14 protein-coding genes are annotated in these 14,083 nt (G+C 44.9%); 4 read left to right on the plus strand and 10 right to left on the minus strand.

Annotated features, from left to right (window positions below; translation table 11 throughout):
* Positions 1 to 25: 25 nt before the first annotated feature.
* The gene (locus ACXABW_RS18520) at positions 26 to 415 is read right to left on the minus strand and encodes a recombinase family protein (protein WP_457526868.1); all 390 of its coding nucleotides are present in this window, start codon (positions 413 to 415) and stop codon (positions 26 to 28) included.
* Positions 416 to 553: 138 nt separating this feature from the next.
* Positions 554 to 832 carry a peptidylprolyl isomerase PpiC gene (gene ppiC, locus ACXABW_RS18525; protein ID WP_457526870.1) on the minus strand — a complete coding sequence of 93 codons (279 nt, stop codon included), beginning with the start codon at positions 830 to 832 and terminating at the stop codon, positions 554 to 556.
* A 190-nt stretch (positions 833 to 1,022) separates the two neighbouring features.
* Between ppiC and ACXABW_RS18530 the strand changes: the two genes are divergently transcribed.
* A complete protein-coding gene (locus tag ACXABW_RS18530; protein WP_252031546.1) occupies positions 1,023 to 1,940 on the plus strand; it encodes a chemotaxis protein in 918 nt (305 codons plus the stop codon).
* An 89-nt stretch (positions 1,941 to 2,029) separates the two neighbouring features.
* Here ACXABW_RS18530 and ACXABW_RS18535 read toward each other — a convergent pair whose 3' ends face one another.
* The 5 genes from ACXABW_RS18535 to ACXABW_RS18555 form a co-directional block, all read right to left on the minus strand.
* Positions 2,030 to 2,332, minus strand: a complete 303-nt coding sequence (locus ACXABW_RS18535) for a DUF2149 domain-containing protein (RefSeq protein WP_265687155.1) — start codon at positions 2,330 to 2,332, stop codon at positions 2,030 to 2,032.
* A complete protein-coding gene (locus tag ACXABW_RS18540; protein ID WP_457526873.1) occupies positions 2,332 to 2,808 on the minus strand; it encodes a MotA/TolQ/ExbB proton channel family protein in 477 nt (158 codons plus the stop codon). The genes ACXABW_RS18535 and ACXABW_RS18540 overlap by 1 nt, the downstream gene beginning before the upstream one ends.
* Positions 2,805 to 6,614: a cobaltochelatase subunit CobN gene (cobN, locus tag ACXABW_RS18545; RefSeq protein WP_457526875.1), complete on the minus strand. Its 3,810-nt coding sequence runs from the start codon at positions 6,612 to 6,614 to the stop codon at positions 2,805 to 2,807. Before cobN ends, ACXABW_RS18540 begins: the two co-directional genes overlap by 4 nt.
* A 3-nt stretch (positions 6,615 to 6,617) precedes the next feature.
* Positions 6,618 to 8,531 carry a TonB-dependent receptor domain-containing protein gene (locus tag ACXABW_RS18550; RefSeq protein WP_457526877.1) on the minus strand — a complete coding sequence of 638 codons (1,914 nt, stop codon included), beginning with the start codon at positions 8,529 to 8,531 and terminating at the stop codon, positions 6,618 to 6,620.
* 269 nt (positions 8,532 to 8,800) lie between these two features.
* Positions 8,801 to 9,001 (minus strand): hypothetical protein, encoded by a 201-nt coding sequence (locus ACXABW_RS18555; protein ID WP_457526879.1) that lies wholly within the window; start codon positions 8,999 to 9,001, stop codon positions 8,801 to 8,803.
* Between the two features lie 28 nt (positions 9,002 to 9,029).
* Between ACXABW_RS18555 and ACXABW_RS18560 the strand changes: the two genes are divergently transcribed.
* Positions 9,030 to 9,650: an esterase/lipase family protein gene (locus tag ACXABW_RS18560; RefSeq protein ID WP_457526881.1), complete on the plus strand. Its 621-nt coding sequence runs from the start codon at positions 9,030 to 9,032 to the stop codon at positions 9,648 to 9,650.
* Positions 9,651 to 9,692: 42 nt separating this feature from the next.
* Here ACXABW_RS18560 and ACXABW_RS18565 read toward each other — a convergent pair whose 3' ends face one another.
* Both ACXABW_RS18565 and ACXABW_RS18570 read right to left on the minus strand, forming a co-directional pair.
* The gene (locus ACXABW_RS18565; protein ID WP_457526883.1) at positions 9,693 to 10,064 is read right to left on the minus strand and encodes an MmcQ/YjbR family DNA-binding protein; all 372 of its coding nucleotides are present in this window, start codon (positions 10,062 to 10,064) and stop codon (positions 9,693 to 9,695) included.
* Between the two features lie 66 nt (positions 10,065 to 10,130).
* On the minus strand, positions 10,131 to 10,613 hold the full coding sequence (locus tag ACXABW_RS18570; RefSeq protein ID WP_252031566.1) for a MarR family winged helix-turn-helix transcriptional regulator: 483 nt from the start codon (positions 10,611 to 10,613) through the stop codon (positions 10,131 to 10,133).
* A 120-nt stretch (positions 10,614 to 10,733) separates the two neighbouring features.
* Here ACXABW_RS18570 and ACXABW_RS18575 point away from each other — a divergent pair, with 120 nt between their 5' ends.
* Entirely contained in the window at positions 10,734 to 11,630 is an 897-nt protein-coding gene (locus tag ACXABW_RS18575) for a DMT family transporter (protein WP_457526885.1), read from the plus strand.
* A gap of 299 nt (positions 11,631 to 11,929) precedes the next feature.
* On the plus strand, positions 11,930 to 12,946 hold the full coding sequence (locus tag ACXABW_RS18580; RefSeq protein WP_457526887.1) for a GGDEF domain-containing protein: 1,017 nt from the start codon (positions 11,930 to 11,932) through the stop codon (positions 12,944 to 12,946).
* Positions 12,947 to 13,066: 120 nt separating this feature from the next.
* On the opposite strand, the gene ACXABW_RS18585 is transcribed toward ACXABW_RS18580, so the two are convergent.
* Entirely contained in the window at positions 13,067 to 13,999 is a 933-nt protein-coding gene (locus tag ACXABW_RS18585) for an exopolyphosphatase (RefSeq protein WP_252031574.1), read from the minus strand.
* Positions 14,000 to 14,083 lie beyond the last annotated feature (84 nt).

Genomic DNA, 14,083 nt, shown 5'->3' on the forward strand with positions numbered 1-14,083 from the left:
AATCGGCTTCACTTCAAAAGAACTATCATTTTGGAGTAAGCCCATTTCCCATCGTTGATTTGTCGTAGATATAACGCCCATCTAAGATAATGAGACTTACACCTAAGCCAACCAACTTGTTCACTAACTCTAGCGCATGAGCATAACCACGACGTGTAAGGCGGTCTGCGTTTTCAAATAAGCAGTAATCGACACTTAATTTTCCAGTTTCTATGACATCAATTAGGTCAGCTAAAGCAGGACGTTTGCCTCCCTCCTTGAATGCAGATACACCCAAGTCGTGAAATCGATTATCAAGCAATTCGACATTGTTATCCTTACACCAACTTTCTGCCTTTTCCGTCTGTCGTTCAACACTGTCGCCAAGCTCTTGTTTTGCAGTGGAGAAACGGACATATAAAAGTGCTTTTTTCATGTGAGATTAGCCTTAGTACTGGTGTTATGTAACACACTATATTGAGTAGGAAGTACTATCAACGAAACTCGCATACAGAAAGCAAAAACCCTCGCATACGCAAGGGTTTTGGATGGTAAACACACAAATAAAAGTATGTCAGTTTCGCCAAAGCACTTTCACAACGTGCCAGCCAAACTTGGTTTTCACTAGGTGAGGGACCAGTGTTTCTCCGCTAAAGCACACTTTGTCGAACTGAGGAACCATTTGGCCTCGGCGGAATTCACCTAAATCGCCACCTTTTTTACCTGATGGACAAGTCGAGTATTTTTTTGCAAGCGTTTGAAACTTCGCACCTTTCTTAAGCTGCTTAATGATGTCTTCTGCTTGTTCTTTGTGCTTAACAAGGATGTGAAGCGCTGCTGCGGTATTCGCCATGGTATGTCTCTGCTGATACGGTTCTTAAAATCCGCGCTATTCTACCGTAACGAAATACGATATTCATCAAACCTTCGCTTCAGTTTATGGCTAATAATGAAGTAAGTATTTATAAATTTTTACCGTACCCATTGTCGTTATATTTAGATGGGGTACTATACGCGCAGATGTTCCAAGTTTGAGACAAGTTATGGCAAAGACAATCAGTAAAGCGAATCAATCGCAAGGCATGTTGATGTTCACCCTCAATACGCAGCAACAACTTTTTGCGATCGGTACGCTTAAAGTAAGGGAAATCGTTCCTTACATGCCAACGACTCAGATCCCATACTCTCACCACCATGTGGTGGGCACGGTGACTATTCGTGACCTCACTGTTCCTGTGATTGATATGGCGGCCGCAATTGGCTTTAGGCCGATTCAGCCAGAAGAATACGAGAGCTGCTACCTTATTGTGACTGACTGTTTACGCACGATTGTGGCGTTTATGGTGCGTTCGATTGAGAAGATCATTGAATGTGATTGGCGCTCGATTGAGCCGTCTCCTGAAACGGCAGGTAAGAATGTATTCGTTACGGGCATTACCCACTTCGACGATCAAATCGTTCAAATGCTAGATGTTGAGCTGTTGCTATCCAAAATATACCCGCAGTACGAGTCAGCCAATATTCCAATTCTGACTGATGTTGAACGTGAACGTTTGAAAGTAATGAATATTCTATTAGTTGATGACTCATCAATTGCCCGTAAGCAACTTTCTGATGCGCTAGATCGCATCAATATTCCATACCAAATCTGCAAAAACGGAATGGATGCGTTGGAACTGATGAAGTCAGAGGCCGCAGAAGGCCGAGCGATCGATTTGTTAGTCAGTGACATTGAGATGCCAGGCTTAGATGGGTACGAGCTTGCATTTGAAGTTCAAAATACACCAGAACTCAGCAAAGCCTACACGATTTTGCATACCTCCCTATCGAGTGAAATTTCAGTCGACCGTGCTCATCAAGTTGGCGCGCAAGATGCCCTTGAAAAGTTCAACGCAGGGGAATTGGTTGAGGCAATGTTGAAAGGTGCCAAGTCAGTAGAGAAAGCAAAAGAAGCGGCTTAATACACTCGCAGCATCCCCCTCCCCCAAAAAAATAAAAACAAAAACGCTGAGCGATAAGCTCAGCGTTTTTCTATCTAGACTTCAGCGGATTATTTTTCAGCAGGTACGTAAATAAGTCGGCCATCATCAAGCATATAAGTTTGGCCAGCTAAACTTCCCGTGCCCTCTCCAATCTCATCAGAAGTTTCGTAACGCGTCATCTTCTCGCCATCTTTAATAGTAATCTTCATGTTTTCTTGTCCCGGGTTTTCGATGAGGACTGAATCTTCTGGCAATTGACTTCCCGTCACATTCAAAATCATCAAGAATGCCATCACCACCGCAAACAAGTCCACCATATTGACGACCGATAGAATTGGATCATCAAGTTCATCAGATTCTAGAAAACGCATTATTGAGGCTCCTTAACTTCAATTACGCACATGTCTTCAAGCATCCAGCGACGACGTACTGTCATTATACTGAAAGTAATACTAGCGGCGATAAGAGCGAGAATGGAGGCAGAAAAAGCAACGATCATCTCTTGAGCGACTTTATCAATCTCACCTTCTCCCATTGCTACTAAAGCAGGGCCGATAGCGATCATTGTCGTGACCAAGCCAAGCATTGGACCTGAACGACTCACAATGCGTAGCGGCTCCAACTGCTTAATGATCCACAGCTCCAACAGATCACTCTGATACACATTTTTTTCCTTGGCGTAACGGTGCAGTACAGGAACATGACTTTTCCCTTGCCTTTGCACGAGTTCCATCCCGAATCGGCCTAGCGCATAAAGTGAATAAACAACGGTGATTACTACCAATGCCATGACTGGTTGCATAAACAATGTCGCAAATTGATAAATTAAAGTTTCTAGTTGATTCATGGGGTTACTTCTCGATAGATAAGGTGTTGTCGTATCGCACCTACGGCGATACAAATCAAAATTAAAACAATGAGGAACATCATTTGTTTATCGCTAACAGATGGCTCTTCATAAGCGGGAACTTCTTGCATCACATTGCCAGAAATTGTCGGGGGATTTGCTGCTTGGCCTGCATTACCTGCTAAACCAAAGCCAGCAGCGGTGTGTTCGATAAATTGCTCTGTAACGTCATGTGTTTGGTGATACTCCACCATCGGCTTCAGCTCTTCATGACGTTCCAACAGTGCCTGAAGCCTCGCTTCATCGGCTTCCCAGTACCCTTTGCGCACCGCTTCCAGCATACGCTCGATGATCTGCATTTGTGCCGCTGGCTGATGGCGCTCGAACCATTCATTAATGCCTAAGTCATGCTTATCATCAATGTAGACTTCACTTAATGCCTCCCATTGATAATCACTCACCGTCTCTGGTGCAGTCACTTGCCAGCCAAATAGGTTGTTAGTAATGTCGAGCATATTGAGTGCCCCTGAGTACCCTTCGTTTTGCATCGCAGTGATCCAAACAGGGTTCATATAGCGGGAGTTCAGTTCCTCCGCGATAAATTTACCAGCAGAAACCGTTCGACTCTTCGACTCTCTTAAGTCATTCACGTACAAAGAAGGATCACTACCAGATGCCCTTCTAACCGCCGCTGCGAGACCACCTAGATACTCAAAGGGATGATCAGTGGATAGAAGCCCATGCAGTCGACTAGTGCGTGTCATAACAGCGGCATCGACCGAGGAAAGCTGAGATTCGAACAAGTTGGTATCACCTAGCTTCTCTCCCCAAACTTGCGTGCCATAGGCATACTGAAGTCGGTTGGTAAACTGAGCACCTAACGCGTCGTCGTCTTCCCAGTCTTGGGACTGAACGGCAAGATCATTAACACCACTTCCGTAGTCACCCGGTTCGTTACTAAAAATACGCAAAGCGGCTAGCATACTTGCTCGTTCGCGGCTGTAGCCTAGATCTCTTAGCTCATCGCTAAGACTCTGGCTATTTTCCGCAATAACGTTACCGTCATCGAGCTGGCTCAAAGCTTCGATTGCCGCGCTAAGTTTTAGCATAAAGCCATCAAACTGGTCTCGGTACACCGATGTTGCTTGAATCACTACATCGATGCGCGGGCGGCCTAACTCTTTCTCAGGAATAATTTCTAGAGACACTAAGTTACCGCCTCTATCCCAAACGGGTTGTAGCCCCAAAGCACGGAGCACTTGCGCTTCCAACATCCCAAAATGACGCTGGGTTTCACCAGCCCACAGCGAAAAAGCTATTTTCTCAGGGTATTCCCCGTGTTCTGACAAGTGCGCATCCAAAAGGTTTTGTAACTCTTGCTCGGCCGCGCTGTAAGCCGCAGCACTTGGAACTTTAGCAGGGTCAAAACCATACAAATTAGTGCCACTCGTGGTTGAAGGGCTGCGTAGAGGATCTCCCCCACTCCCCGCTTGAATAAAACCGCCGTTCATTCCATTGATGAGCGCTTCGATCTCATTCGGTTGCAACAGCGATTTGTATGCCAACTTTACTGCTTCCGCGATAGATTCCAGTTCAGGTTCTACCTTCGATGAGCCTTCCAATACAGACACAACCCATTGATACGGCTCTGTGGTTTCGAGCGACTCTATGTTGCCTTCAAACTGTTTCCAAAAACTGGTTGGATTTGAAACAAAATGCTCAATGAGATCGTCACCCTGTTGCTGCAAAATGGTGTAGATAATCTCGTTTTGAGATTTTGCTTTACCAAATACGTGCAAGCCCAAAGGCACGGATGAAGCAGCAAGACGATCGATATGCTCTTCGAGTGCTTCTAGCACCCCATCAAAATCGACTTCTAACTGAGATGCCTGAAGCCCCATGTCTTCGAGTACATTGAGTGCTTGTATTTTCTGGATTAACGCAGCCTTGAGTTCATCTTTTACTGAACCGGGTAAAGCAGACTGGTAATCCCCTAGCAATCCATTCAACTCAACATATTCACCATAAAGCCCCGCAGGGCCAAAAGTCGGCGTTTGATGACTGATGATCGTAGCGCGGCCACGACGCTTCGCTTGAATAGCTTCGGCGATATTGTCCTGAATGTATGGATAATAAACAGGCATATCACCTAATGTTAGATATGGGAAGTCAGTGCTCGAAAGCCCACGCGCTTTGCCTGGAGTCCACTCTTGAGAGCCGTGTGTACCAAGATGAACGAGTGCGTCAAGTTGATTGCTCTGGTGTTGATTTTGTAGCCATAGGTATGCTGCCAAATAAAGGTGATTTGGTGGCTCTTTCACGGCATGGATGGCATCCCCGACTTTGCCAGATCTTGGCGGCTGTGGGAGAAGCCATAGGTTCCCTTTTTTCAATAAAGGAAACACAAAAGCAGGCTCACCATTCACTTGCAACAAACCGTTATAACGCAATGGGTGGCCCCACCAGCGATTGATAAAATGGCGCGTTTCCATCGGTACATGACGGTACCAACGCATATAGTCACGTAAAGATAGAGAAACGGCGTAACCATTATCCAACAACGTTTGTAGCGTTTCAGGTTGATAGTATCCAGAGAGAAGCTCTTTTGCATCAGCGATCATGTTGTCTTCGTTCACCTCAGGAATGTCGTAACCTTGGTTACGCAGCCCATCAGCGATGCTGGCGATACTTCGTGGCACATTGAGGTTAGATGCAGAAATATTTTCCGCCCCTGCAGGGGCATTCCAAAACATGACAGCCAGCGTCTTCTCATCCGTCGGCTTAGTTTTTAAACGATGATATGAATGTGCTCGACCAAACAGCAGTTCAAGTTGCTCTGGAATATAGGTTTTCTGCTCATCGACATCAGCAGAGATGATTAGCGGATCGGTTAGTCCCCAAGTTTCTGTCGTCGCCAATGTGACAGACGCGCTGCGCTGTTCAATGCCGACTTCACTTGCTCGCCAGTGATCAATATCTCCTTCACGAAAATGGATAGCTTGTATCATTGGCACATTCAAACGCTTCAATTCACTTTTACGTTTTTCACCTTGCTGGAGGTGAGTCATGTTAACAAGAGCGGTCGGTTGTATATCACCCCATGGCCAATCCAAGCCATGTTCATCATCCAAATAATAAACCACTGGCGTAACACCAGCCGATTTAGAAGCGGCTATCAGATGTTCTAATGGTTCAAACTCTTGATTAATGATCTGGTTGCGAGCAATTACAAACCCCAAAACGGGTTCGTTCTCATTATGCTCAATAGCGCTTAAGTATGCATTAAGGCCGATGCCAGCCTCTTCATTATAATAAATGCCGTGACTTGGTACCTTTTCCGGACGAGGCAATTCACTTAATGAATGCCCATTGTTTTTCAGGTCAATGGCTTTAAAAAAGGCATGGTAGTTGTTCACCGTTCCATTGAGAAAGTAACCCATGAGCAAACGGTGAAAGTGAGGATCAACCTGATTACTTGCGCTTGGTGGGCCTCCGCCTAACATAACCCAATCGAGTTCTTCAGGAATCGTTTCGATAATATCAGCCAGTCTCTGGCGATCGGGCATTCGTGGCGTATCCGCTACAACAAAGTCAACGCCTTCTAGTATCGAAGGGCTAAACTGTGAGGGCGTATAACTAAGCAATTCTACGTGCTGCTTTTTCGCATATCCTTTAAGACGCTCAATCTTGGTTTGAGGAACAAAATCAGTATGAATAATGGCGACTGTCGTCGCCATTACCTGCAATGGTAATATCAATAAAAAGCAGCCACAGATTTTGGCTGCTCTGCTCATTATTCGACGCATCAATTAAAACCTATATGTGCCATTTAGGTATACTTGACGCGGCAATATCGCATAACTGAAGTTCTCTGACTCATCTTCTAGGTAGAGGTCGAATAGGTTGGATACACCCATTGAAATATCGAAGCTTTTCATCTTGTAGTTAGCCGCTAAGTCATAGGTTTGGTAAGAAGGTAAATCGTGAGATGTCCCTCTTGATTCGTAGCTCTGTTCACCTACATGACGCATACTCACTTTGGTAGTCAAAGCGTCTGTTGCTTGCCAGTTCAACGCAACATAAGCCTGAGACTCAGGTTTATTCTCTAGTGCCTTACCTGTCGATTTGTCTTCAGTATCAAGTAGTGTCAGATTCATGTTCACGAACCAAGCTGGAGACAGTGTCACATTACCCGACCACTCTAGGCCTTTAATCCGCGCTTCATCAACATTGACATACTCTCGAACTTCTCTGCCATCCACTGTATCGGCATAGGCTAGGTCAATAAGGTTTTCGACATTGTTGTCAAATAAAGTAATCGTTGTGTCCCAACGGTCAGACATATACTGAGCGGAAAGCTCATAAGATTTATTCACTTCCGGTTTTAGATCCGCATTACCTCGAATATCAAAACTTCTGCCCGGTACCGTATTGTAGTAATCAGGAGCAAGCTCTTTTATGGTTGGGGCTTTAAAACCTTCACCGTAGCCCCCTTTAAGCGTCCAGTTTTTAGTAGGCGTATACACTAAGTACGCACGTGGAGACGTATGGCCACCGAACTCGGAATGGTCGTCATGACGGAGGCCCAGCAATAACGAAAGGTCGTTACGCAGTTCAATATCGTCCTGGATAAACAACGCCGTTTGATCGATGGAATCACCGCCCGATGTTAGATCTGTACTCTTCAAGCGCTGTTCGCTCCACTGACCACCGATCGTCATATGGTGCGCATCATGAGCGTAGAATTGCAGATAACCATCGACAATATCTTCATCAACATCATTACCTGAATTTGGTTCACCGATGTTCTTTTCGTTACTCTGAGTGACACGAGTGCCATACACTCGAATTTGACTGTCACCAAAATCCCAAAAGCCATTGTGAGCCAATGAGTAGTCTAAAGTGTCGTAAGTTGTTGTGCTTCGTACAACGTTTGAACTTCTATCCACACTGTCGTACCACGTTTCACTCTGACCAACTTTCACGCCGAGATCGACTTCTTGTCTATCATCGATGATTCCTTTGAGTTCGACGTCAACAAACTTATTTTTGCTACCAGCAATGTCAGTTTCACCTGCTTGATAACGATTTTCGATCAAATCTTGTTGAGTTTGTCCCGCGGCAATTTTCATCAGTAGTTTGTCATCGATTAACGCGCCTGAGGCACGCGCTTCAATGTTCGTTGCATTGCCATCTTCGTCAACGGTCATAGCACCGCCGCCACGTACACTGCCAGACCACTCATTGGCCGTTGGTTTAGTGATCACATTGACTACACCACCTAACGCATCTGAACCATAGAGGGCAGACATTGGGCCTTTAATAATTTCAATACGCTCAATGTCAGAAACTGGGATATTTTGTAGTTCAAAGTTAGAGTGACCCATCATGTCTGATGCACCGCTTAATCTACGACCATTCACTAGAATTAAGCTTTGTGATACATCCATACCCCGGATTTCAATCCCCTTTTTGCCCTGACCTAAGTCGGCGATATTCACACCTGAAGTAGTAACCAATGCATCTGCTAGGTTGTTATAGGGCAACAATGCAAGCTCTTCTTCCGTTATAACAGAGACACTTGCCGGAGCTTCAGATACACGCTTTTGATACGAAGTGGCCGTCACCACCATAACCTCATCGGTTTCATCATTGGCTGAAACCGATGCAGCCCCGAAACTAAGAAAAAAAACGCCCAAAGGCGCTAAGCGAAAGCAATTCATAAACCACCGAAATAGTTTCATAGAAAACAATACATACAGAGACTGGCGTTCTGTAAAACAAGAGGGAGCGTATGTTATAACATAACAATTTAATTTCAACTCTTCGGATAGATTATTTTTCGTACTACCAAACCAACTTTAATCGGCTATTGAATGTATATAGATTACATATGAAACAAGCCCGTCTAATTGGGAGTTTTCATTGCGTTAGGAGTTTAAAGAACAAATTGGCACTGGATGGAACATCTAGCCAAACTGTCTTCAATACACTAATGGCAGGCATTTGAAAGCGACACTCCTTGTTGCTTTATTGGTATCATAGGAACAACAGATTTATCGCTTTCAAGTGAGACAGTATCAATGATGTTTTTTCGCTGTTTAGTGCTGCTTTGCGTGGTACTAATAAGTGCCTGTTCCACACCACCAACTTCGTATTCAAACGACGACGACGCAGAGCTAGTCGTCGTCATTCATGGATTAACCAAAAGTGGGCGCTCAATGAGTGCACTCAACCAAGGTCTGCTCGATGCAGGCTATCGTACCTGTGTCCTCGATTATTCTTCTGTCAGAGTCAGCATTGACGCTATGCTCGACGAAACGAGCAACCAACTGAACCAATGCACTGAAAATGCCCAAGTGGTGCACCTTGTAGGGCACTCTCTGGGTGGCTTACTGATCCGTTATCACCTTCAAGCCGACGATAGCCTACAAGTGCAAAATCGATTAGGCAAAGTGGTAATGCTCGGTACACCAAATCATGGCAGTGAAGTGGCAGACCACTACTCAACAAGGTTTTGGGCGAACTGGTTTGGCGAAGTGCCAATCTCTCTCGTAACAAGCAAGAAAGGGTTTGCACAGTCATTGAACGAGCCAAATTACGAATTTGCAATCATCGCAGGAATCAAGCCTTTTAAGACCACTGATTCACTGTTCCAAAAACCCAATGATGGGCTTGTCAGTGTCGAGTCAGCCAAATTAAGTAATATGCAAGATTTCATCGAATTGCCGATCAATCACATGAGGTTACGTGACGACCCCGAGGCCATCCACCAAGTCGTTTACTATCTACAAAAAGGAAGGTTTGATCATCCGACTTCAATCACATCGGCCGATGATTGAGGTTGATTTGAAGAGTATTGCCGAGAATAAAAAAACGCTGAGCTATAAGCTCAGCGTTTCTCTATCTGCTTTTCGCAACGTTTTAACCACCAGCCGATACGATTGTTCGCATAGGTCGTCCAACATGCCTTTTTCTACATCACCATCTAAATACACGGTGACCCAGTGGCGCTTGTTCATGTGATAGCCAGGTGTAATGGCATCAAACTGCGCAGTGAGCACTTCCCCATCTTCTGGCTGGCATTTAAGGTTAATGTACTTTCTGCCTTCGCGTTCAGACAATAGAGCAAACATCTTACCTTTAACTTTGTACACCAATACTTCAGGGCCGAATGGAAAATCGGTTTCAGCCGCAACAAACTCGTTTAGGCGACGCTCCAAACTTTGATGGGTATGGTTGTTCTCAGGGTTCATTCCTTTCACACCAATTCAGTTAGCTTCAACATTGCTTGGCTACCACCCTATGAATGCACTCAGTGTTTATTCAAATTGATTTAGCCAAGTTTTCAGTAGTTGATTCACTTGTTTTTGCTGGGCTGTCGAAAGAGAGCGAACTAAGTGCTTTTGAATATCGACGTGCTTGGTGATCAACTCTTCAATCAATACTAACCCAACTTGGGTGAGTTGGACCGTCACACTTCTGCGATCTTCCTTACTGTGCGCACGCACGATAAGGCCTTTTGACTCAAGCTTGTCTAGGCGGTTAGTCATCGCTCCCGATGTGAGCATCATCGATTCAATTAATTCAGACGGCGTGAGTTTATGAGGCTTACCGCTACGTCTTAACGTTGCTAATACATCAAACTCACCCATTTTAAGGTCATACTGTTTATGAAGGTCTGCTACTTGAGCCTCCATATATTTGGCGATACGAAGAATTCTTCCCATCATTGCCATTGGTTGTGTTTCTAGTTCGGGCTTCTCCTTAGCCCATTGATCTACAACACGATCTACCGCATCCATTGTCTGCCTATCTCCATTAGAATAGTTAACTGCCTAAATATCTTAACATAAAGATACTTTACAAATAGTGATTTTACACGTACATTTACCAAAAATTATCTCGACGTAAAGATATTTTAAATGAACATATTACTGGCAATGGTCCCAGCCTTCTTTTGGGGTACTACATACGCGGTCACGCAATTCACACTAGCAGAGTGGCCACCACTGCTGCTTGGTGCAATGCGTGCACTGCCTGCAGGCTTACTTCTGCTGCTTGTTCGACCAAGCTTGCCAAAGAAAGGCGAATGGCAAATTCTTTTCAGCTTAGGCCTGATTAACATTGCGACCTTCTTTGGATTGATCTTCGTCATGGCATTAACACTGCCATCAGCGATTTCGGGCGTAGGGATGGTGTCGGTACCGGTTTTTGCGATGCTATACCACTGGTTGGTGAGTAAACGTGTACCTAACGTGATTCAAGCCAGCTGCGGCGCCGTGTTGGTTGTATTAGCGTGGTTCCTGTTCGATCCTGGTTCTATCAACCTTAACCCTATTGGCCTTGGCGCTATGCTTGCCGCAATCATGTGTATTGTAGTAGGCAGTAGCTTAACTAAATCTTTGGGTAGCAAAATGCACTGGTGGACGGTGCTTACTTGGCAGCTGATCTTAGGCGGTGTGATCTTGTCTATTGCAGCAACCGTCCATGCAGTTTCTGATCCGGCACCTTACTTAAATGTGTACAACAATTTTGATGCACGCAATTTGGCTGGCCTCGCTTGGGTAATCGGTTTAAATACGGCATTGGGTTATGGCATGTACGTATGGTTGCTACAACGTATGTCGGTCGTCGATTTCACATTCGGTGGCATTGCTAACCCTGTTGCTGGCATCGTGAGTGGCTTGCTATTGATGGGCGAGAGCTTCACCGTATTCCAGTACTCGCTCATGATTGGCATGATTGTTATGTCGCTGCTACCACAAGCAATACTGGCATTAAGACAAAATAAGCCAGCCCAGCCTGCAACAACCAGCTAAGCTGCGCAAATTGATTTAAAACACGAACGTTTTAAACGTGAGCCCAAGTAAACTCCCCCGGTTTCTTGGGCTTTTTCTTTGTGTGTGACTTAACCTGTCAATCTAGCCAACTGATCTCGCTAGCCTATTTACGCGCAGTAGTGATGAGAGTTTAACCATTTACTGAAGGAATTTATCAGTAATAAATAGAAGTTGAGCGAATCATTGGTATTCGATGATTTTATTGAGGAAAACTCAAACAAAATCCGCTAATCTTATCGGTATATGTATAGATTAAGCTTTTGGCAGCGCACATAATAATGACAAGTGACGACTTTAAAAAATCGACTCTCAATCTAAAGAAAGCTGTACCACTCATGATGAAAAATCATGTTGCCGCGACGCCCGCGAATTACGCTTTGTGGTACACCTACGTCTATAACGCCATCCCTCAGCTCAACCAAGAAATGGATATGGTGCTGGAAAACTTTGGTCTATGTCCACCCGCTTCTGCAGAGCAGCTGTATAACAGCTACGTCGCCTCGAAAGCGGAGACCAATGTCAATGAGCTAAGAACCAGCATGGAAGTGTTGGTGACTGAGGTTGCTAGCTCAATGACAGACACTCTTTCTGATACCAGTGACTTTTCCAAGTTAATCGATAAAAGCTTTAGCGACTTAGCTCGCGTAGAAGATGAAGGCCTGTCGATTGAAGAAGTCATGGGAGTGATTCGCCAACTCGTCACTGAATCACGTGAAATTCGTCATTCGACCCAGTTTCTAAATAGTCAGCTCAGCACCGCAAGTGAAGAAATCTCTCGCCTAAAAAGCCAGTTAGCCGAAGTGCAACAAGACGCTCTATTTGACAGCTTATCAAGCCTATATAACCGCAAGTCGTTCGACAGAGATTTACAAGCGCTGTGCGCCGCTTCTCAACCAATGTCGCTTATCCTGCTGGATATCGACCACTTCAAATCATTTAACGATAACTATGGCCACTTATTTGGCGATACCGTCATCCGTGGCCTAGCGAAAAGGCTACAAACGAGCTGCCGTGAAGGCATTACTGCCTATCGTTTCGGTGGTGAAGAGTTCGCTCTGATTGTACCTAATAAGCAGCTCCGTATTGCCCGCCAGTTTGCGGAAACTGTACGCAGAGCGATTGAGAAGCTGTCCATTAAAGACCGTCGCTCAGGCAAGCAAGTGGGCAACATTACCGCCTCATTCGGTGTAGCAGAGTTTATAGAAGGTGATACACCAGAGGCTCTGATAGAGAAAGCCGACAAGTTGCTATACGAAGCAAAACAATTAGGCCGTAACCGTGTGATGCCTATTTAAGCGAATACAGTAGCGATACACGAAGCTCAAATTGCATACCAAACAGAAAAGGCCGGTACATTTGTACTGGCCTTTTCTTTGAATACGATCCTAGGGTCTGATTTAACCTCGGTTATCTGCTTATCCATCAGCTACTATTTCATTGATCAGCTCTTGCTGCACCGCATCCGCTTTTTCTATTGCTATCTGGCAAGTACCTGCGGCTTTGTGCCCGCCACCGCCATGCTTTAGCATCAACTCACCGACATTGGTTTTTGAGCTTCGATCAAAAATAGATTTCCCAGTAGCAAACACGATGTTTTGCTTTTGAAACCCCCACATTTTGTGGATCGAGATATTACACTGCGGAAACAAGGCATAAATAATGAAGCGGTTACCTGCATAGATGACGTCTTCACCGGTAAGATCTAACAGCACAAGGTTGTCATGAATGCTCGCACAGCGCTGGATCTGCTCTTTGAACATATTCTCATGCTCTCGGTATAGCGCGACACGTTCTTGCACATCAGGTAATGCCAAAATTTCTTCGATGGTGTGATTTTCACAGTAATCAATCAAATCCATCATCAAGTTGTAGTTAGAGATTCGAAACTCTCTAAAGCGCCCTAGCCCAGTTCGTGCATCCATTAAGAAATTGAGCAAGTTCCAGCCGGTGGAATCCAATACCTCATCACGATTAAATTGCGCCGAATCGCCTTTGTCTACGGCGTCCATCATATCGGTCCAAGAAGCTGGGAATTTGTCTAGCCCTCCATAATAGTCCCATACTACGCGCGCAGCAGAAGGGGTGTCAGGCTCGATAATGTGATTCGGGTGATGACCAGGATTTCGCAGCTTTTCAGATAAATGATGGTCGAATACCAGATGCGCTTCGGCAACATAAGGTAAGTTGGTGACAATATCGTTCTCGGTAATCGTCACAATGCCATCTTGCATATCTTTAGGGTGAACGAACTTTATTTCATCGATTAAATCTAGGTGCTTCAACAATACCGCACAAACAAGTCCATCAAAATCGCTGCGGGTAACAAGGCGGTATTTACTGTGTGACATATCCAATTCCTTATGATTTTAAGCATCTTGTTCGGTATGTGGCGTTATTATCGATACTATCAATAAATTAACTTTTGTTATAAT

The sequence above is a fragment of the Vibrio paucivorans genome, from assembly GCF_054053395.1.